The organism is Rodentibacter ratti (assembly GCF_002000485.1).
Classification (GTDB): domain Bacteria; phylum Pseudomonadota; class Gammaproteobacteria; order Enterobacterales; family Pasteurellaceae; genus Rodentibacter; species Rodentibacter ratti.
The window spans coordinates 58,893-76,872 of record NZ_MLAJ01000010.1 but is presented as its reverse complement, the minus strand read 5'-3'; the positions used below and the strand labels follow the sequence as shown (position 1 = coordinate 76,872).

The following is a 17,980-nucleotide window of genomic DNA, read 5'->3' as shown; positions in this document are numbered from 1 at the left end:
TTAACTTAGAAACTAAGTTTTGCTGTATCTTGTGCAATTACTAACTCTTCGTTAGTAGGAAGAACGATTGCTTTGAATTTAGAGTCATCAGCAGTGATTACTCCTTCGTTACCGAAACGGGCAGCTAAGTTGCGTTCTTCATCAATTTTGATACCGAATAATTTTAAGTGATTTAATGTTAATCTGCGTACTTGGGCAGAGTTTTCACCAATACCACCGGTAAACGCAATGGCATCTAAGTAATCATCACCTAATGCAGCCATGTAAGCACCGATATATTTTGCTAAACGATAGCTATAAACATTTAATGCACGTTTGGCTTCAGGGTGAGACGGATTTTCGTAGTTATCTTCTGAATAACGGCAGTCGCTAGTTACTCCGGTTAAACCTAAAAGACCTGATTTCTTCACTAAAGTCTCTTCGATTTGATCCATCGACATACCTAAATTTTTATAAAGATAGAAAATAATTGCCGGATCAATATCACCACAACGGGTGCCCATTACTAAACCTTCTAACGGGGTCAAACCCATAGATGTATCAATACACTCTCCATGACGGACAACAGACACAGAGCCACCGTTGCCTAAGTGACAGATAATAGTATTAACCTGATCAACCGGTTTGCCAACACGTTTTGCCACTTCGCGAGAAATAAAGAAATGACTTGTACCGTGCGCACCATAGCGGCGAATACCATTATTTTCATATAAAGAATACGGCAATGCGTATAAATACGCTTCTTCCGGCATCGTTTGATGGAAAGCCGTATCAAATACCGCAACGTTTTTCTCTTTTAAGTGTGGGAATGCTTTAAACGCTTCACGAATACCGATTAAATGTGCCGGATTATGAAGTGGGGCAAACTGTGCTGCATCTTCAATGTTTTTAATTACATCATCGTTGATTAACACAGATTTTGTATATTTTTCACCGCCATGTACGATGCGGTGACCAATCGCTGCGATAGAGTTTTTAAGCTCATCTGTCATAATGTTTGAAGCAAGAAAATCAAGCGCTTCGGTATGTGCTGCACCCGCACCTAAATCAGCGTTACCCTTTTCACCGTTAAGTTTCCATTTAATGCGAGATTCAGGAAGGAAAAAAGCTTCGGCTAAACCAGATAATTTTTCTTCTCCTGTAGCAGGATCAAGAATTGCAAATTTTAACGAAGAACTACCACAGTTAAGGATAAGAACAAGTTTTGACATAGGAACCCTATATTATTTGGTTAAAGTTAATAAAAATCCAATCAAAGAGATCGGACTGTAAAGTCCCGCATAGGATACACCTTTTACGCAATAAAATAAATTCATCAAGAGAGAAAAATCTGACTTCCATTAAAGAAAGATGAAATTTACATCAATTTGATAAGATAGAAATTAGGGATAATCTGGAGTATTATAAGTGCGGTTGTTTTTAAGGGTGTTTTTATGTCGTTTTTTTATATTTTTAAACAAGGACAAATTTATCTTAATACTTGGCCGCAAGAGGCTAAATTAGGAATAATTTTTCCTGAGCAGCGAGTCATAAAAAGCACGCGTTTTGCACAAAATGCAATGCCGTTAATCGCAGTATTTGCGATTGTGTGGCAACAACTTTATGCTAAGCACGATGTTATGGCATTTTCTGCAGCGATTTTAACCGCACTTTTTGCCTTACTTATACCTTTACAAGGGCTATACTGGTTGGGTAAACGTGCGATGTCGCCTTTGGAAGCGCAAAGTGCAGCGTGGTTTTACGATATTTGTGAACGTTTGAGAAATATACAAGAACCATTGCCTCCCTTACAAGGTAAACCCACATATCAACATTTAGCTGAAGTTTTAAGGAAATCGGAGAAGCGATTGGATCGTGCTTTTTGGAAAGAAATTTAGTGAAATTTATATAACGCAAACGTTTTCCTTTTTGCTTTATTTTTTGTAGAATACGCAGGCTGCTTTATGCAGCTCTTTTTTATTGAGAGATTTTTTAATGATCGATTACATTATTATTGGCATTATCGCTTTTTCCATTCTTGTCAGTTTACTCCGCGGTTTTGTGCGCGAAGTATTATCACTTGCCAGCTGGGTCGTCGCATTTATTGTAGCAAGTCAGTTTTATCCTTACCTTGCAACTTATCTAACGCAAATTGAATCCATGTATGTGCGCAACGGCACAGCAATTGGTATTTTGTTTGTGCTGACATTGATTGTAGGCGGTATCGTTAATTTTGTAATTGCGCAGTTAGTTGATAAAACCGGGCTAAGCGGTACTGATCGTGTATTGGGTGCGGCATTTGGTTTATTACGTGGTGCATTAATTGTCGCGGCGATCTTATTTTTCTTGGATACCTTCACGAATTTTGAACAAACCGATTGGTGGAAAGAATCAACATTGATTCCGCACTTTGGGTTTATTATTGAATGGTTTTTCCAACAGCTTCAAGCAAGCTCCAGTTTCTTAAATTCAACATTTAATCAATAAGGGTTATGAAATGTGTGGTATCGTCGGTATTGTAAGTCAAAGTCCGGTTAATGAATCTATTTATGCAGCATTAACATTGTTGCAACATCGCGGACAAGATGCTGCGGGGATCGTGACAATAGACGATGAAAATCGATTCCGTTTGCGTAAAGCAAATGGGTTAGTCAGCGATATTTTTAGACATGAACATATGTTACGGTTACAGGGAAATGCCGGTATGGGACACGTGCGTTATCCAACCGCCGGGAGTTCAAGTGTCTCGGAAGCGCAACCTTTCTATGTGAATTCACCCTATGGGGTCACATTGGTTCATAATGGTAACTTAACCAATTCGGAAGAATTGAAAGAAAAAGTGTTTAAAACCGCTCGTCGCCATGTAAATACCAATTCTGATTCTGAATTACTTTTAAATATCTTTGCGAATCACCTTGATAATATTCCGCAAGATCACCTTGATCCACAGGATATTTTTTATGCGGTGAGCAAAACCCACAAAGATGTGCTAGGGGCTTATGCTTGTCTTGCGATGATTATTGGACATGGTATGGTGGCATTTCGCGATCCCTTTGGGATTCGTCCTCTTGTGTTGGGGCAACGTGAAGAAAATGGCAAAACAGAATATATGTTTGCTTCTGAAACCGTCGCTTTGGACGTAGCAGGTTATGATTTTGTTCGTGATATCGCACCGGGTGAAGCAATTTATGTTACTTTTGATGGCAAACTTTACGCACAACAATGTGCTGAAAGTGCGGTGTTAAATCCTTGTATTTTTGAATATGTCTATTTTGCCCGTCCCGATTCCATTATGGATGGCGTTTCAGTCTATGCTGCACGTGTTCACATGGGGGAGCGTTTAGGGCAAAAAATTGCGCAAGAATGGCAAGATGAATTAGATAATATTGATGTGGTCATTCCCGTGCCGGAAACGTCAACGGATATTGCATTACAAATTTCCAATGTGCTAAACAAACCTTATCGCCAGGGTTTTGTGAAAAACCGCTATGTGGGTCGTACCTTCATTATGCCGGGGCAAGCACAACGCATCAGTTCTGTACGTCGTAAACTCAATACGATCAAAGCGGAATTTAAAGATAAAAATGTGCTATTAGTGGATGATTCTATTGTCCGTGGTACGACATCTGAGCAGATTGTTGAAATGGCACGAGCTGCCGGTGCGAAGAAAATTTATTTTGCTTCAGCCGCCCCGGAAATTCGTTATCCGAATGTGTATGGCATTGATATGCCAACGAAAAATGAATTGATTGCGTACGGTCGTAGCGTAGATGAGATTGCGAAACTGATTGGCGTGGATAAATTAATTTTCCAAGATCTTAATGCCTTAACCGAATCTGTTCAGCAAGAAAATCCTGCGATTAAAGGGTTTGATTGTTCAGTCTTTACCGGTGAATATATTACGGGCGATATTACACCTGAGTATTTGGATAGCATCGCTTCACAACGTAATGATTCGGCGAAGAAAAAGCGTGAAAAAGACGCGACAAATTTAGAAATCCATAATGAGCGATAAAAAAGTTCGCTAAAAATTGATCTGCACCCCAAAAGCAGGACTCAACTTCAACTGACTAAGGTGCAGATTTTTTATGACTAAATACAACCAATCTTTCAAACAACAGGCTAGCGCATTTTATCTTCAACAAAATAAAAATCGCTCACTGGCACACCCAAGTTATTCTTTAATCAAAATTTTTAATAGATGAGTGATTCCCTCTATCAATGACTTATCAGATAAATGTCCGAATCCCAAGCTAAATAATTTTCTTTTTTTATAATAGACAGGGTAGATAATAATATTTTTTTGTTTAGCTAAAAATAATAATTCATCTATTGAACGGGATTCATTTAATAATTCGATGAGTAAATGAAATCCGGAATTTTCGCCATAATATCGGATATGCCTTTTATAGGGTGCTAATAATTGGCAGAGAAGTTCCATTTTTTTGCGGTATATTTTTCGCATACGATGAATGTGTTTTTCAAAATATCCCTCTTGAAGAAATGTGGCTAATCTTTGTTGCTCAAAACGAGAAATAGGGCAGTGGAAACAGGCACAATATTGCTGATAAAACGCTAATAATTGTGGTGGTAATACCATAAAGGTAACACGTAACGAAGGCATAAGCAGTTTGGAAAATGACCCTAAATAGATCACCTTGTCATGCTGATCAAGGCTTTTTAACGCAGGGATCGGTTTACCTTTATAGCGAAATTCGCTGTCGTAATCATCTTCAATAATAAATCTATCGGATTGTTTATTGACCCACTCTAATAATGTTTGTCGTTGTGAGATGGGAATAATTTCTCCAAAAGGATATAAATTAGAAGGGGTAATATAGGCAATATTTATCTGCTGTTTAGCTAAAAAAGTTAAATCTAATTGGTGTTGGTGATTAAGGGGAAGTTTAATCATATTCTTTTGATAAAGTGTTAATATTTTTTCCACTTTAGGATAGCCATAATCTTCCATCGCATAATTAAAGGATGGATGAGGGTAGAGCCGGTTAAATAATAAAATTAAATGCTGAATACAGTATTCAAACCCGGCACCGATAATGATATGTTCCGCCTGGCAATTAATTCCCCTTGAGGCAGAGAGGTAATGGACGATTTGCTGACGTAAAGCGAGATCGCCTTGAGGATCATTGAGGTTCAATAAATCTTGTTGTGATATTTGGTAAAGAATCTGACCGCACTTTTTCCATTGTTGAAAAGGAAAATGGCGGGTATCGATTCTATTTGGGTTAAAGTCAATTTGCTTATCATTAAGCGGTAAATGTTGATGTCTATTCTGCCGAGGAATTGGTGATTGGGGAAAAGCTAATTCCGCTTGGTAACAAACGTAAAAACCACGCCTCGCTTGAGACTCAATATAGCCTTCTGCAATGAGTTGAGCGTAGGCATTTTCTACAGTGTTTTGGCTAATGTGTAAATATTGGCAAAGCTTACGTTTGGAAGGTAGCCTAGCACCAATTCTCAATTCTTGTTGATGAATTGCCAGCCTAATTTTCTGATAAAGTTGTTCATAGAGGGGAAGTTTGATGTTTTTATCCAGATGATAGGCGATTTTTTGCATTATCTGACCTCATTACTTTATCAAAAATTGACACTTTTAATCATATCTGATCTTGTGCAAAATGCCAGTGGTTTTTACATTTCACACTAAAAAGGAGAAATAAAATGACTCACACAATAATGGGTTCAGAAGTAGTAAAACGTGGTATGGCACAAATGCAAAAAGGCGGTGTGATTATGGATGTAATCAATGCGGAACAAGCACGCATTGCGGAAGCGGCGGGTGCCGTGGCGGTCATGGCATTAGAGCGGGTGCCTTCTGATATTCGTGCAGCAGGTGGGGTGGTAAGAATGGCAAACCCGAAAATTATTAAAGAAGTGATGAATGCGGTTTCTATTCCTGTTATGGCAAAAGCTCGAATTGGCCATATTACGGAAGCGAGAGTGTTGGAAGCGATGGGCGTAGATTATATTGATGAAAGTGAAGTATTAACGCCGGCCGATGAAGAATTTCATCTACTTAAAAGTGAATATACCGTACCCTTTGTTTGCGGTTGCCGTGATTTAGGTGAAGCATTACGCCGCATTGGCGAGGGAGCATCAATGTTAAGAACGAAAGGTGAACCGGGTACAGGCAATATCGTTGAAGCAGTTCGCCATATACGGAAAGTGAATGCACAAGTGCGTAAGGTGGTTGCGATGAGTCATGATGAACTCATGACAGAAGCAAAGAATCTCGGGGCGCCTTTTGAGTTATTGTTACAAATCAAAACCTTAGGGAAATTACCTGTGGTGAATTTTGCAGCCGGTGGTGTCGCCACGCCGGCAGATGCGGCGTTAATGATGGAGTTAGGAGCAGATGGCGTATTTGTCGGATCGGGTATTTTCAAATCCGAGAACCCAGAGAAATTTGCTCGTGCTATTGTTGAAGCCACAACCCATTATCAAGATTATGATTTGATTGCCCGTTTATCGGAAGATTTGGGCACAGCGATGAAGGGGATTGAAATTTCACGCTTATCTGCTACCGAAAGAATGCAAGAGCGTGGTTGGTAAGATGAATAATTATGCGAATTTAACCGTTGGCGTTCTCGCATTACAGGGGGCAGTGAGTGAACACTGTCTCCAAATCGAACAGCTTGGCGCAAAGGCGGTTATAGTAAAAAATCCTGAAGATTTAATTGCTTGTGATGGTTTAGTTTTACCGGGCGGTGAAAGCACGGCTATTGGCAAACTAATGCGAAAAAATGGCTTATTTGAAGCCATTAAAGCTTTCCACGCACAAGGAAAAGGATTGTTTGGTACTTGTGCCGGAATGATCTTATTGGCAAAACACCTTACAGGTGATCCCTCGGTTCATTTAGGACTCATGGATATTGAAGTACAACGCAATGCATTTGGGCGACAAATTGACAGTTTTCAGACAGATCTAGCTATAAAAGGTTTAATAGAACCTTTTCCTGCAGTCTTTATTCGCGCCCCCTATATTGCGAATTTTAATGCTGAAAAGGTGGAAAGCCTCGCTGAATTTGAAGGGCATACGGTGTTAGCAAAGCAAGGCAACTTGTTGGCTTGTTCTTTCCATCCTGAATTGACTGCAAATACCGCTGTAATGGAATTATTTCTTGAGATGTTACGATAAGAAAATCATTCCTTAGTTACCACTAATGAGCTTATTCGATTAAAAGAAGGACTAAGCCCTGCAAAATCTAGAAACTTAGTCCTTCAATTCAATAAATCTACTTGTTTAAGTCAGATCATTTCAAGCCTACTGTGGGTAGATATTTCTCCCATTATTCAACTTTCACAATCCAGCCTTCTGGGGCTTCAATGTCACCGAATTGAATACCTGTGAGCTCATCGTAAAGTTTGCGGGTAATCGGCCCTACTTCCGTTTCTGAGTAGAAAACGTGGAATTTGCCTTTATGTTGGATACCGCCTACCGGTGAAATGACAGCCGCTGTCCCACAAGCACCGGCTTCGGCAAATTGATCAAGCTGATCGATATACACATCCCCCTCAATGGCTTCCATACCCAAACGTTCTTTGGCTATATAGAGTAGAGAGTATTTTGTGATACTCGGTAGGATGGATTCTGATATTGGCGTGATAAACTTATTGTCTTTAGTGATTCCAAAGAAATTTGCCGCACCGACTTCTTCAATTTTAGTGTGGGTTTTCGGATCAAGATAAATGGCATCGGCAAATTTGCGTTCCTCCGTCCCTTGTTCTACTGCTAATTCATGAGGACGTAGGCTGGCTGCATAATTACCACCGACTTTCACACCACCGGTTCCCATCGGTGCAGCGCGATCGTATTCGGTTGTGATGAAATTAGAAGGCGTTAAACCACCTTTGAAATAAGCACCGACCGGACAGCAGAATACGGAGAAAATAAATTCCGGTGCCGTTTTTACACCAATGTTTTCTCCTACACCAATGAGGAATGGACGTAAATATAAGGTTGCACCGGAACCATAAGGACCAACCCATTCTTCATTTGCTTTGACGACTTCTTTACAAGCGCGAACAAATAATTCCGTAGGAACTTGCGGCATTAAGAGACGATCTGCGGTGTGTTGCATACGTTTTGCATTTTCGTCAGGGCGGAATAAGTTGATTGAGCCGTCTTTACAACGATAGGCTTTTAAACCTTCAAAACATTGTTGACCGTAGTGAAGTGCGGTTGAACCTTCGTGAATATGTAAGGTATTGTCTGTGGTGAGCTTGCCTTCATCCCATTGACCATTTTTCCAATGGGCAATAAAACGATAGTCGGTTTTAATGTAATTAAAACCAAGATTATTCCAGTCTAAGTTTTTCATTTTGCTTTCCTTAATATGATGTTGTTAGTAAATTACTGTTTAATCTACATCATTATTTTGAGCATTTAAACCTTAAAACCTAAATTTTTTGTGATTTTTCAAAATTTAGCCATATAACCAAGTAAAACAAGAAAAGAAAAGAAAAGAGAGATGTGTTAGAATTTTGGCACGAAAAAAACGCCACTCAAAATGGGTGGCGTTTAACCAAAAGGTTCAAATTATAGGAAGTAAACGAGTAACTCATTGTTACTCAAAGTTCAGTTACCTGAACTATGCAAACACAACATCATACTTAAGTCCGAAACTCATTAACTCGTAAAGAATTACCAGCCACTAAGTATGAGTACATTGTAAGAATTGAAAATAAGAAGAACAAATGACGTTTTTTAATTTGAAAGATTAGAAAAATTAATCTGAACTGGAGCTGTCTAAGTATAGACGAAAAAATTATATTTTGGAAGAATTATGTATAAACGTTTGCCACCCTTGAATTCATTGAAGTCTTTTGAATCCGCATCACGACATTTAAGTTTTACTAAAGCGGCCGATGAGCTTTTTGTTACGCAAGCGGCTGTGAGTCATCAAATCAAACTGTTAGAAGATTTTTTAGGCATCGAATTATTTAAACGTAAAAATCGATCCCTAGAATTAACTGAATTTGGCAAAGCCTATTTTGTCGATATTAATAAAATTTTACGTAAACTTAATGAAGCGACAGAGCGATTATTAACACTAAAAGATGATCTCCATTTAAGCATTAGTGTGCCTCAGACTTTTGGTCTTCAATGGCTTGTACCACATTTAAGTGAATTTAATCAACTTCATCCCGAAATTGAAGTTCGTTTAAAAGGAGTGGATCAAGATGAAGGTCTATTAAATAAAGAAATCGATCTTGCCATTTATTATGGAAAGGGGAATTGGCAGAATTTACAGGTTGATCGTTTAGGCAAAGAAAATTTGCTGATTTTGGCCTCACCGGAATTGCTTTCCAAAAAACCGGTTCGAGATAAACGGGATTTAAAGCAACATACACTACTCCATACGCATACGCGTGATAATTGGCGAATTATGGCCGATTATTTAGGACTTGAAGATTTGAATATTCAGCAAGGGCCTTTATTTAGCCATACATTTATGGCATTGCAGGCAGCAAGCCATGGTCAAGGTATTGCCTTGGCTAATCGTTTGATCGCTTTGCAGGAAATTGAGCAAGGTACACTTCAGGTCGTATTACCGACAAATTTACCTGATCCTAAATCTTTTTATGTGGTAAATCATCTTGATCGCCTTGATGACGAGCAAATTCAAGCTTTTCGTCAATGGATTATTAATGCAATAAAAAAAGAAGAGTATGAATAAACTAGCATTATATTGCCGTCCAGGTTTTGAAAAAGAAGTGGCAGCAGAAATTACGGATCATGCTGCAAACTTAGGTATATTTGGTTTTGCCCGTGTTCAAGAGCATTCGGGCTATGTGATTTTTGAATGCTATCAACCCAATGAAGCGGATCGTTTAGCACGTAAAGTCCCCTTTAATCAGCTCATTTTTTCCCGGCAGATATTGGTGGTATCACATTTATTGGAAAATCTAGATCCTACCGATCGTATTAGCCCGATTATTTCGGCATTTGATAAATTGTCAGAACAAGTCAATTTTCAGCAATCAACCACACTTTTTGTGGAAATGGCGGATACCAATGAATCCAAAGAACTTTCCACTTTTTGTCGAAAGTTTACCGTACCATTACGCCAAGTATTGAGAAATAAAGGCTGGTTAATGGCTGATGGGCATCAAAAGTGCGGTCTATTTTTACATTGTTTTTTCGTGAAACCGAATTGTTGTTATGTGGGTTATTCTTATGCTAATAACCATTCCGAGTACTTTATGGGGATTCCCCGTCTGAAGTTTCCCTCTGAGGCACCAAGTCGTTCTACCTTGAAATTAGAAGAGGCGATTTTGACTTTTATTCCTAGAAAGGAAGAAGAAAAACGTTTAAATGATAATATGGTGGGCGTAGATTTGGGGGCTTGTCCGGGTGGTTGGACATATCAATTAGTGAAACGTGGCTTATTTGTCTATGCGGTGGATCACGGGAAAATGGCAGAAAGTCTGCATGAAACCGGTCGGATTGAACATTGTGCTGAAGATGGTTTTAAGTTTCAGCCGCCAAAACGCAAAAAAGTGGATTGGCTAGTGTGTGATATGGTAGAACAGCCGAGTCGTATTACCAATTTGATTGGCAAATGGTTAGTGAACGGTTGGTGTCGGGAAACGATTTTTAATTTAAAGTTACCAATGAAAAAACGTTATCAAGAGGTGATGCAATGCTTAGAAAATCTCACTGATATGTTGAATAAACAAAATTTAATCTTTGAGATTCAGGCAAAACATTTGTACCACGATAGAGAAGAAATTACCGTCCACATTGCGATTAAATGAGAAAAAGCATTTTTCCCCCATTGAGGAAAAATGCTTTTTACCGATGATATATATGAAAAAAGCACCGACAAAATCGATGCTTTAAAATCTGGTTGCGGGGGCCGGATTTGAACCGACGGCCTTCGGGTTATGAGCCCGACGAGCTACCAAGCTGCTCCACCCCGCGTCTGATGGGGCGTACTATACGCCATTCAAGAAATTTTGCAAGTCTTAAACAAAAGTTTATGTTTCGTTTGTTATTAAAATAATCAAAATGAATATAAATTAAACACTATTGAGGAAATAGTGCTAGTGATTTTAGATAATTTTTGATAGCGTATGCAACTTCATAAAAATTTGTTTTTTATTTAGGAATTAAAATATGAAATTTCGTAAAAATCTCGGTATTAAAGTTTTCTCTATTTTAGCGGCCGTATCAATTTTGGTGGCTTGTGGCGGTTCATCCAATAAAACAGCATCAAATAAAGGAAGAGCTCCCGTTCTTACCCCTACGGGCGATGATCCTCAAAAATTTGGTGCAAAATACAGCGGTCGCAACTATCAGCAACCTATTTTATCGCCGGTTTCTCGTGTTGAAAATCAAAGTGCGATCATCAATCAAGGGGATTTTTTAACGCAACTTTCTAATGTCAAAGCTTATTCCGGCAGATTGTCCGATCGTTTTTATGGCAATTATCAAAAAATCACCAATTGGGTGCTTGCAGGTGCAAATGTGAGCGAGTTGTCCCAATACGGTATTTCTCCTCAAATAATGAAAGGCTTTGATGGTTATCAAAACGTGTTGATGACAGGCTATTATTCTCCAGTCATTCACGCCCGTCGTACACCGCAAGGGAAATATCAGCACCCAATTTATTCCATGCCAACCTATAAACGTTTTTCTCGTGCGCAAATCTATGCGGGGGCATTGGAAGGGCAAGGTTTAGAATTGGCTTATAGTGATTCAATGCTTGATAACTTCTTGCTTGGTGTGCAGGGAAGTGGTTATGTGGATTTTGGTAACGGCAACTTGAATTATTTTGCCTATGCCGGACAAAATGGCTTTAAATACCAAGCGGTAGGGCGTTTGTTGGTGGAAGATGGTGAGATTCCAAAAGAGAAAATGTCAATTCAGGCTATTCGTGATTGGGGAAAAGCAAATCCTTCACGAGTGCAGGGATTATTAGAGCGTAACCCATCCTATGTATTCTTTAAAAACGATCCAAGTGGAAAAGTAAAAGGTTCTGCCGGCGTTCCCCTTGTGCCAATGGCGGCAGTAGCATCAGATCGTAACGTGATCCCGTCAGGTTCTGTGTTATTGGTGGAAGTACCGGATATTGATAATAACGGTAACTGGAAAGGATCGCATAAATTACATTTAATGGTGGCATTAGATGTGGGCGGCGCAGTAAACGGCCATCACTTTGATTTATATCGTGGCATTGGTGATCAAGCAGGGCATATTGCCGGACTTTCAAAACATTATGGTCGTGTTTGGGTATTACAATAATGGCTCGTGTGGATAACTACGAACAGCGTTTTGGCGGTATTGGGCGGCTTTATACCCCTGAGGGATTAGCACGCCTTCGCCAAGCGCATATTTGTGTTATCGGCATTGGCGGTGTAGGCTCGTGGGTGGTGGAGGCGTTAGCCCGTTCCGGTGTCGGACAGCTGACGTTAATTGATATGGACGATATTTGCGTCACCAATATCAACCGCCAACTTCCGGCATTAAGCGGCAATATTGGCAAACTTAAAACGGAAGTGATGGCGGAGCGGGTAAAATTGATTAATCCCGAATGTACCGTCAATATCATTGATGATTTTATTTCACCGGATAATCAGGCGGACTATCTCAATCGTGGATATGATTATGTGATTGATGCCATTGATAACGTTAAAACCAAGGCGGCAATGATCGCTTATTGCAAACGCAATAAAATCAAAATTATCACCGTGGGCGGCGCCGGTGGTCAAACAGATCCTACACAAATTCAAATTGCCGATTTAAGCCGAACCATTCAAGATCCCCTATTGGCAAAAGTGCGGTCGGTTTTACGCAAGGATTTTAATTTTACCCAAAACCCACAGCGCAAATTCGGCGTTGATGCGGTATTTTCCACACAACCGCTGATTTTCCCTCAAATGGGCGAAGGCTGTGCCATGTCCGCTACAATGAATTGTGCAAGCGGCTTTGGCGCAGCCACAATGATTACCGCAACCTTTGGTTTTTTTGCCGTTTCGAGGGTGATTGATAAGATTTTGGATAAGAGGTAAAAATGGGCAAATTGTCCATTTTATATTTTCCTCAATTAGAACTGGTAAGATAGATTTAGAGCAAATCGGTTGCCTTTGAATTTAACAGAATCATCCTCACCGCCTAAATTGTGGCGGGTAAAATCGATGCCCATTGCTAAATTTTTATCAATCGTAAACTTAACGCCAAGACCATAATCAATGCCTCGGACACCGACACCTTCATATTTGTCGCTGGAGTAATCTATTTGAGAGACTGAGCCTCCAACTTTAATATAAGGCATAATATTTTCAGTAATACGATATCCTTGTAAATAAGCAATTGAAGCCTGATATTTTTCTTTGAATGTTTCATCATCTTCATCAGTAATTTTGGCATTACTTATTTTAAATTTACCTTCAATAATACCGACAAAATTATGACCGAAATCAAATCCGTAGCCTCCTATAATAGCCACCCCTGCACCCTGAGAACCCGAACCCTTTGTTGTACCGGTCATATTGTATTTGGCTGTACTTAGCTCACCGCCAATATGCCAACCGGTGAAATTATCTACAGCTGAAGCTGCGACAGGTAGTACAAGTAGTGTTGTGATGATAAGTTTTTTCATTAGATTTTCCTTCTACTTTTTGTTGTTTTTTAATAAATTACTTTTCCAAATTTCATTTGCTACATCCACGGCAGCGTTTTCAATAATTTGCTCAGCGTTTCCGCCAAAAAATCCTATTTTTAAATCAGCGTTTGTTTTAATGTTGCCAATGTTTTTTCCCGATTTACTTTTAATTGTTGTCAGAATGGTAGCCTCTGCTTTTCCGGCTCCAAAGCCGACAAAATAACGCAATGCACGGTTACCTTGATCATAAAGTTGAATATTGTAGTTAATGGTTAGGTCATTGCCTTGCTGATAACCTAAGTCGGTCAGACGTTTTTTTAATGTATCCATGAATATTTGTCTGATTCTTTTATCTACATTTTGATTGGATACATCATTGATTTTGTATGTTTGATATAACTGGGGGGATGTAGGGAGATTTGAGATACTTGTCGTGGTTGAACAAGCAGCGAGTAAGAAACTCGCAGAAATAGCAAGAAGTAGTTTTTTCATGATTAATTCCTTAAGTTTGAACAGTAATACAAAACAAAGTATTGCATAACAATACTTTTTTATCAATAAGATCGTAAAAAAATATTTATTAATATTTTATTTTCTTACTATGTGGTCATGAAAATACATCACGCAATTCGTTTTTTACGTAAAAAGAAAGGTTGGACCCAGCAACAGTTAGCTGATTTTTCCAATACCTCAAAAGGTAATATTTCTAATTTGGAAAATGGAAATCAAGGGTATAGTCCAGCAATACTTGACTATTTAGCTAAAGCATTTGATTGCCGGGTATCGGATATTTTTTTATTAGCAGAAAATCTTGATGATGATGGTGCTTTGCGTAAAGACGATACCGTATCAATAGAAGTGTTATTCTCCCAACTCCCTAGTGATATGCAACAACATTTTAAACAATTGATGCAACAGATCGTGAATATGAAAAATTATTAGACTTATGGCTTTTCTCTGTGCATATAGTAATTCATATTCTTGACGAAGGTATAATTAAGTCCACTCTAGTTTTTTTTAGTGAAAACTTTCATTAAGCTTCCTTACTAAAATCATTGCAATTTATTTTTAAAAGTGTAGGCTTTTACGTCTATTTGAGAATCATTATTAACAATTGAGGAGACAAAATGAAGAAAATATTAAAAATGAGCGCTATTTCAACCGCACTTTTCAGCCTTCCAATGATGGCGAATGCAGATGTATTGGCATCAGTAAAACCCCTTGGTTTTATTGCTTCAGCCGTTGCGAATGGCATAACCGATACGCAGATACTTGTACCGACAGGTGCTTCTCCCCATGACTACAGTTTAAAGTTATCTGATATTCAAAAAGTGAAATCGGCGGATTTGGTATTGTGGGTGGGTGAAGACGTTGATTCATTTTTAGAAAAACCGATAAACCAAATTGATCGCCAAAAAGTGATTACCATTGCTGATCTCGCTGAGGTTAAACCCCTATTAACCCAAGCCCATCACGAACATTTCCATGAAGAGGGCGAGCACGATCACAAACATGACCATAAACACGAACACAAAAGTGGGCATGAACATGATCACGATCATGAAAATCACGAAGGATTAAGCACCAACTGGCACGTTTGGTACTCACCGGCAATTAGCCAAATTGTGGCACAAAAAGTGGCGGATAAACTTATTCTACAATTCCCGGCTAAAAAAGCGTTGATTGAGAAAAACCTTGCGGATTTCAACCGCACTTTGGCGGAACAAAGCGATAAAATTAAAGCCCAACTCGCCCCTTTTAAAGAAAAAGGTTTCTTTGTTTTCCACGATGCCTACGGTTATTTCAATGATGCCTACGGTTTAAAACAAACCGGCTATTTCACCATTAATCCATTGGTTGCACCCGGTGCGAAAACGCTTGCACATATTAAAGAAGAGATCGCTGAACATCATGTAAATTGCTTGTTTGCAGAACCACAATTTACCCCGAAAGTGATTGAATCTCTGGCAAAAGGCACTTCGGTGAATGTGGGACGTTTAGATCCCATTGGTGATGAGGTAGCGTTAGGGGCAAATTCCTACGCAAATTTCCTTCAGGCAACGGCAGATAGTTATGCGCAGTGTTTGAGTAAATAATTGTGATGTTTTGATCAATGGTGGGGAAACCGAAACCCGCCATTTTTTGTTTTTGAAATCCATACTCACCTAATTTGAATGGAAACTTATGCTATAATCGGCAAAATTTTTTTCTTGAGAGCCTAAATGAAACAACTATTCGCCACAACCTCTCGTGGCTTTGAAGAACTGCTAAAAGTTGAGCTGACAGAACTCGGTGCCCTTGATGCCAAAGTCGTACAAGGCGGGGTACATTTCCAAGCCGATGAGGAAACCCTTTATCGCACCTTGCTTTGGTCGCGCCTTGCCTCACGTATTTTATTGCCTTTAATTGAAACCAAAATTTACAGTGATTTAGATCTCTATGCGGCGGTTTCTGCCTTTAATTGGCTTGCCCACTTTGATGAGCGAGTGACCTTTTTTGTGGATTTCAACGGTACCAACCAAGAGATTCGCCATACTCAATTTGGTGCAATGCGGGTGAAAGACGGCATTGTGGATTACTTTGAACGCCAAGGCAAAGCCCGTCCGAATGTGGATAAAATGCAACCGGATGTGCGTATTCATGCTTATTTGAATCGTGAAGAATTAGTGATTTCTTTAGATCTGAGTGGCGAAGCCTTACATTTACGGGGCTATCGTGAAGATACCGGTCAAGCGCCTTTGCGTGAAACCTTAGCAGCGGCGATTGTGTTGCGTTCCGGTTGGCAAGTCGGTACGCCGTTGGTCGATCCCATGTGTGGCTCAGGCACATTATTAATTGAAGCGGCACAAATGGAAGCCCATATTGCCCCTCAATTGTATCGTTTACATTGGGGTTTTGATTTTTGGAAAGGGCATAATCAAACGGTTTGGGAAAAAGTAAAAAGTGAAGCCATCGCTTCAGCGGAGGAAAAACAAGGCAAAATTCAACCGCACTTTTATGGCTTTGACCTCGATCATCGTGTGTTAAAAAAAGCCCAACACAATGCGAAAAATGCCGGTGTTGCTCACTTGATTAAATGGCAGCAAGGTGATGTGGCGGCACTCACCAACCCAACGCCGAATGAAGTCGGCACGGTGATTTGTAATCCGCCTTATGGCGAGCGTTTAGGCACGACACCGGCGTTGATTGCCCTTTACTCTGTATTTGGACAACGTTTGAAAAAAGCCTTTGGCGGTTGGAATGCCTCGATTTTTAGTAGTGAATCTACATTGCTGGATTGTTTGAGAATGCGGGCAAACCGTCAATTCAAGGCAAAAAATGGACCGCTGGATTGTGTTCAGAAAAATTATCAGATTTCCGCTCGGATTAGCGAACAAAGTGCGGTGGAAAATTCCCTTGAATTTAACTGCACTTCAGAGGTGGCAGTAGATTTTGCCAATCGTTTACAAAAGAATATCAAGAAAATTGAAAAATGGGCGAAACAGCAAGGGTTAGATGCCTATCGTCTTTATGATGCGGATTTGCCGGAATATAATTTGGCGGTGGATCGTTATGCCGATCACATTGTGGTGCAAGAATACGCTGCGCCTAAAAATATTGATGAAAATAAAGCCCGCCAACGTTTGTTGGATGCCGTGACGGCAACGTTGAATGTGACCGGCGTAGAAACCAACAAACTGATTTTAAAAGTCCGTCAAAAACAAAAAGGGACGAATCAATATGAAAAATTAGCCAATAAAGGCGAGTATTTTTATGTGAATGAATACGGTGCACAACTTTGGGTCAATTTAACGGATTATTTGGACACCGGGCTATTTTTAGATCATCGCCTCACCCGAAAAATGGTGGGGGAGTTAGCGAAAGGGAAAGACTTCCTGAATTTGTTTGCCTATACGGGCTCTGCCACCGTTCACGCCGCATTGGGCGGGGCAAAATCCACCACTACGGTGGATATGTCGAACACTTACCTCAACTGGGCGGAACAAAACCTGATTCTCAACGATCTTGAAGGCAAGCAACATAAATTAATCCAAGCGGATTGTTTGCAATGGTTGGAGAAATGTGATCGCCAGTTTAATTTAATTTTTGTGGATCCGCCTACTTTTTCCAACTCAAAACGAATGGAAGCCAGTTGGGATGTTCAGCGTGATCACATCAAATTAATGGCAAATTTAAAACGTATTTTACGTCAGGGCGGCACTATCGTTTTTTCCAACAATAAACGAGGATTTAAAATGGATTTTGCAGGGTTGGACGCATTAGGGCTAAGTGCGGTGGAAATTTCTCATAAAACTTTGCCGCTTGATTTTGAACGCAACAAACAAATTCATAATTGTTGGTTGGTTACTGAGAAAAACTACGCTAGATAA

Annotated in this window: 17 protein-coding genes and 1 tRNA gene; 12 read left to right on the top strand and 6 right to left on the bottom strand. The window is 39.6% G+C overall.

Annotated elements, in window-relative coordinates; translation table 11 throughout:
* Positions 1–5: 5 nt before the first annotated feature.
* Positions 6–1,211 carry an acetate kinase gene (locus BKG94_RS08535; protein ID WP_077436198.1) on the bottom strand — a complete coding sequence of 402 codons (1,206 nt, stop codon included), beginning with the start codon at positions 1,209–1,211 and terminating at the stop codon, positions 6–8.
* A gap of 222 nt (positions 1,212–1,433) precedes the next feature.
* Between BKG94_RS08535 and yfbV the strand changes: the two genes are divergently transcribed.
* The 3 genes from yfbV (at position 1,434) to purF (ending at position 3,994) form a co-directional block, all read left to right on the top strand.
* Positions 1,434–1,877 (top strand): terminus macrodomain insulation protein YfbV, encoded by a 444-nt coding sequence (gene yfbV / locus BKG94_RS08530; RefSeq protein ID WP_077436196.1) that lies wholly within the window; start codon positions 1,434–1,436, stop codon positions 1,875–1,877.
* A 97-nt stretch (positions 1,878–1,974) separates the two neighbouring features.
* Entirely contained in the window at positions 1,975–2,466 is a 492-nt protein-coding gene (locus BKG94_RS08525; RefSeq protein WP_018356704.1) for a CvpA family protein, read from the top strand.
* Between the two features lie 10 nt (positions 2,467–2,476).
* Positions 2,477–3,994, top strand: a complete 1,518-nt coding sequence (purF, locus tag BKG94_RS08520; protein WP_077436194.1) for an amidophosphoribosyltransferase — start codon at positions 2,477–2,479, stop codon at positions 3,992–3,994.
* Positions 3,995–4,153: 159 nt separating this feature from the next.
* On the opposite strand, the gene pdxR is transcribed toward purF, so the two are convergent.
* On the bottom strand, positions 4,154–5,557 hold the full coding sequence (gene pdxR, locus BKG94_RS08515) for a MocR-like pyridoxine biosynthesis transcription factor PdxR (RefSeq protein ID WP_077436192.1): 1,404 nt from the start codon (positions 5,555–5,557) through the stop codon (positions 4,154–4,156).
* Between the two features lie 104 nt (positions 5,558–5,661).
* Between pdxR and pdxS the strand changes: the two genes are divergently transcribed.
* Positions 5,662–6,552, top strand: coding sequence for a pyridoxal 5'-phosphate synthase lyase subunit PdxS (gene pdxS, locus BKG94_RS08510; protein ID WP_077436190.1), 891 nt, complete (start codon positions 5,662–5,664; stop codon positions 6,550–6,552).
* 1 nt (position 6,553) lies between these two features.
* Positions 6,554–7,138 (top strand): pyridoxal 5'-phosphate synthase glutaminase subunit PdxT, encoded by a 585-nt coding sequence (gene pdxT, locus BKG94_RS08505; RefSeq protein WP_077436188.1) that lies wholly within the window; start codon positions 6,554–6,556, stop codon positions 7,136–7,138.
* Between the two features lie 151 nt (positions 7,139–7,289).
* Here the strand turns inward: pdxT and BKG94_RS08500 are convergent, their stop codons facing one another.
* The gene (locus BKG94_RS08500; RefSeq protein WP_077436186.1) at positions 7,290–8,321 is read right to left on the bottom strand and encodes a branched-chain amino acid aminotransferase; all 1,032 of its coding nucleotides are present in this window, start codon (positions 8,319–8,321) and stop codon (positions 7,290–7,292) included.
* Positions 8,322–8,786: 465 nt separating this feature from the next.
* Here BKG94_RS08500 and BKG94_RS08495 point away from each other — a divergent pair, with 465 nt between their 5' ends.
* Together BKG94_RS08495 and rlmM are read left to right on the top strand one after the other, a co-directional pair.
* Positions 8,787–9,680 carry a transcriptional regulator GcvA gene (locus BKG94_RS08495; protein WP_077436184.1) on the top strand — a complete coding sequence of 298 codons (894 nt, stop codon included), beginning with the start codon at positions 8,787–8,789 and terminating at the stop codon, positions 9,678–9,680.
* Complete coding sequence (rlmM, locus tag BKG94_RS08490) at positions 9,673–10,761, top strand: 23S rRNA (cytidine(2498)-2'-O)-methyltransferase RlmM (RefSeq protein ID WP_077436182.1); 1,089 nt, start codon at positions 9,673–9,675, stop codon at positions 10,759–10,761. Before BKG94_RS08495 ends, rlmM begins: the two co-directional genes overlap by 8 nt.
* 89 nt (positions 10,762–10,850) lie before the next feature.
* Here the strand turns inward: rlmM and BKG94_RS08485 are convergent.
* A tRNA-Met gene (locus BKG94_RS08485) sits at positions 10,851–10,927 on the bottom strand.
* A gap of 195 nt (positions 10,928–11,122) precedes the next feature.
* Between BKG94_RS08485 and mltA the strand changes: the two genes are divergently transcribed.
* Both mltA and tcdA read left to right on the top strand, forming a co-directional pair.
* Positions 11,123–12,250 carry a murein transglycosylase A gene (gene mltA / locus BKG94_RS08480; protein WP_077436180.1) on the top strand — a complete coding sequence of 376 codons (1,128 nt, stop codon included), beginning with the start codon at positions 11,123–11,125 and terminating at the stop codon, positions 12,248–12,250.
* Positions 12,250–13,017 carry a tRNA cyclic N6-threonylcarbamoyladenosine(37) synthase TcdA gene (gene tcdA, locus BKG94_RS08475; protein WP_077436178.1) on the top strand — a complete coding sequence of 256 codons (768 nt, stop codon included), beginning with the start codon at positions 12,250–12,252 and terminating at the stop codon, positions 13,015–13,017. The genes mltA and tcdA overlap by 1 nt, the downstream gene beginning before the upstream one ends.
* 35 nt (positions 13,018–13,052) lie before the next feature.
* On the opposite strand, the gene BKG94_RS08470 is transcribed toward tcdA, so the two are convergent.
* Both BKG94_RS08470 and BKG94_RS08465 read right to left on the bottom strand, forming a co-directional pair.
* Complete coding sequence (locus tag BKG94_RS08470; protein WP_077436176.1) at positions 13,053–13,607, bottom strand: porin family protein; 555 nt, start codon at positions 13,605–13,607, stop codon at positions 13,053–13,055.
* Between the two features lie 12 nt (positions 13,608–13,619).
* Positions 13,620–14,102, bottom strand: coding sequence for a DUF4410 domain-containing protein (locus BKG94_RS08465; protein ID WP_077436174.1), 483 nt, complete (start codon positions 14,100–14,102; stop codon positions 13,620–13,622).
* A gap of 117 nt (positions 14,103–14,219) precedes the next feature.
* Between BKG94_RS08465 and BKG94_RS08460 the strand changes: the two genes are divergently transcribed.
* From BKG94_RS08460 to rlmKL, 3 genes are all read left to right on the top strand, one after another.
* Complete coding sequence (locus BKG94_RS08460) at positions 14,220–14,552, top strand: helix-turn-helix domain-containing protein (protein ID WP_077436172.1); 333 nt, start codon at positions 14,220–14,222, stop codon at positions 14,550–14,552.
* A 185-nt stretch (positions 14,553–14,737) separates the two neighbouring features.
* Positions 14,738–15,706 carry a zinc ABC transporter substrate-binding protein ZnuA gene (znuA, locus tag BKG94_RS08455; protein WP_077436170.1) on the top strand — a complete coding sequence of 323 codons (969 nt, stop codon included), beginning with the start codon at positions 14,738–14,740 and terminating at the stop codon, positions 15,704–15,706.
* A gap of 126 nt (positions 15,707–15,832) precedes the next feature.
* Positions 15,833–17,980, top strand: a complete 2,148-nt coding sequence (rlmKL, locus tag BKG94_RS08450; RefSeq protein WP_077436168.1) for a bifunctional 23S rRNA (guanine(2069)-N(7))-methyltransferase RlmK/23S rRNA (guanine(2445)-N(2))-methyltransferase RlmL — start codon at positions 15,833–15,835, stop codon at positions 17,978–17,980.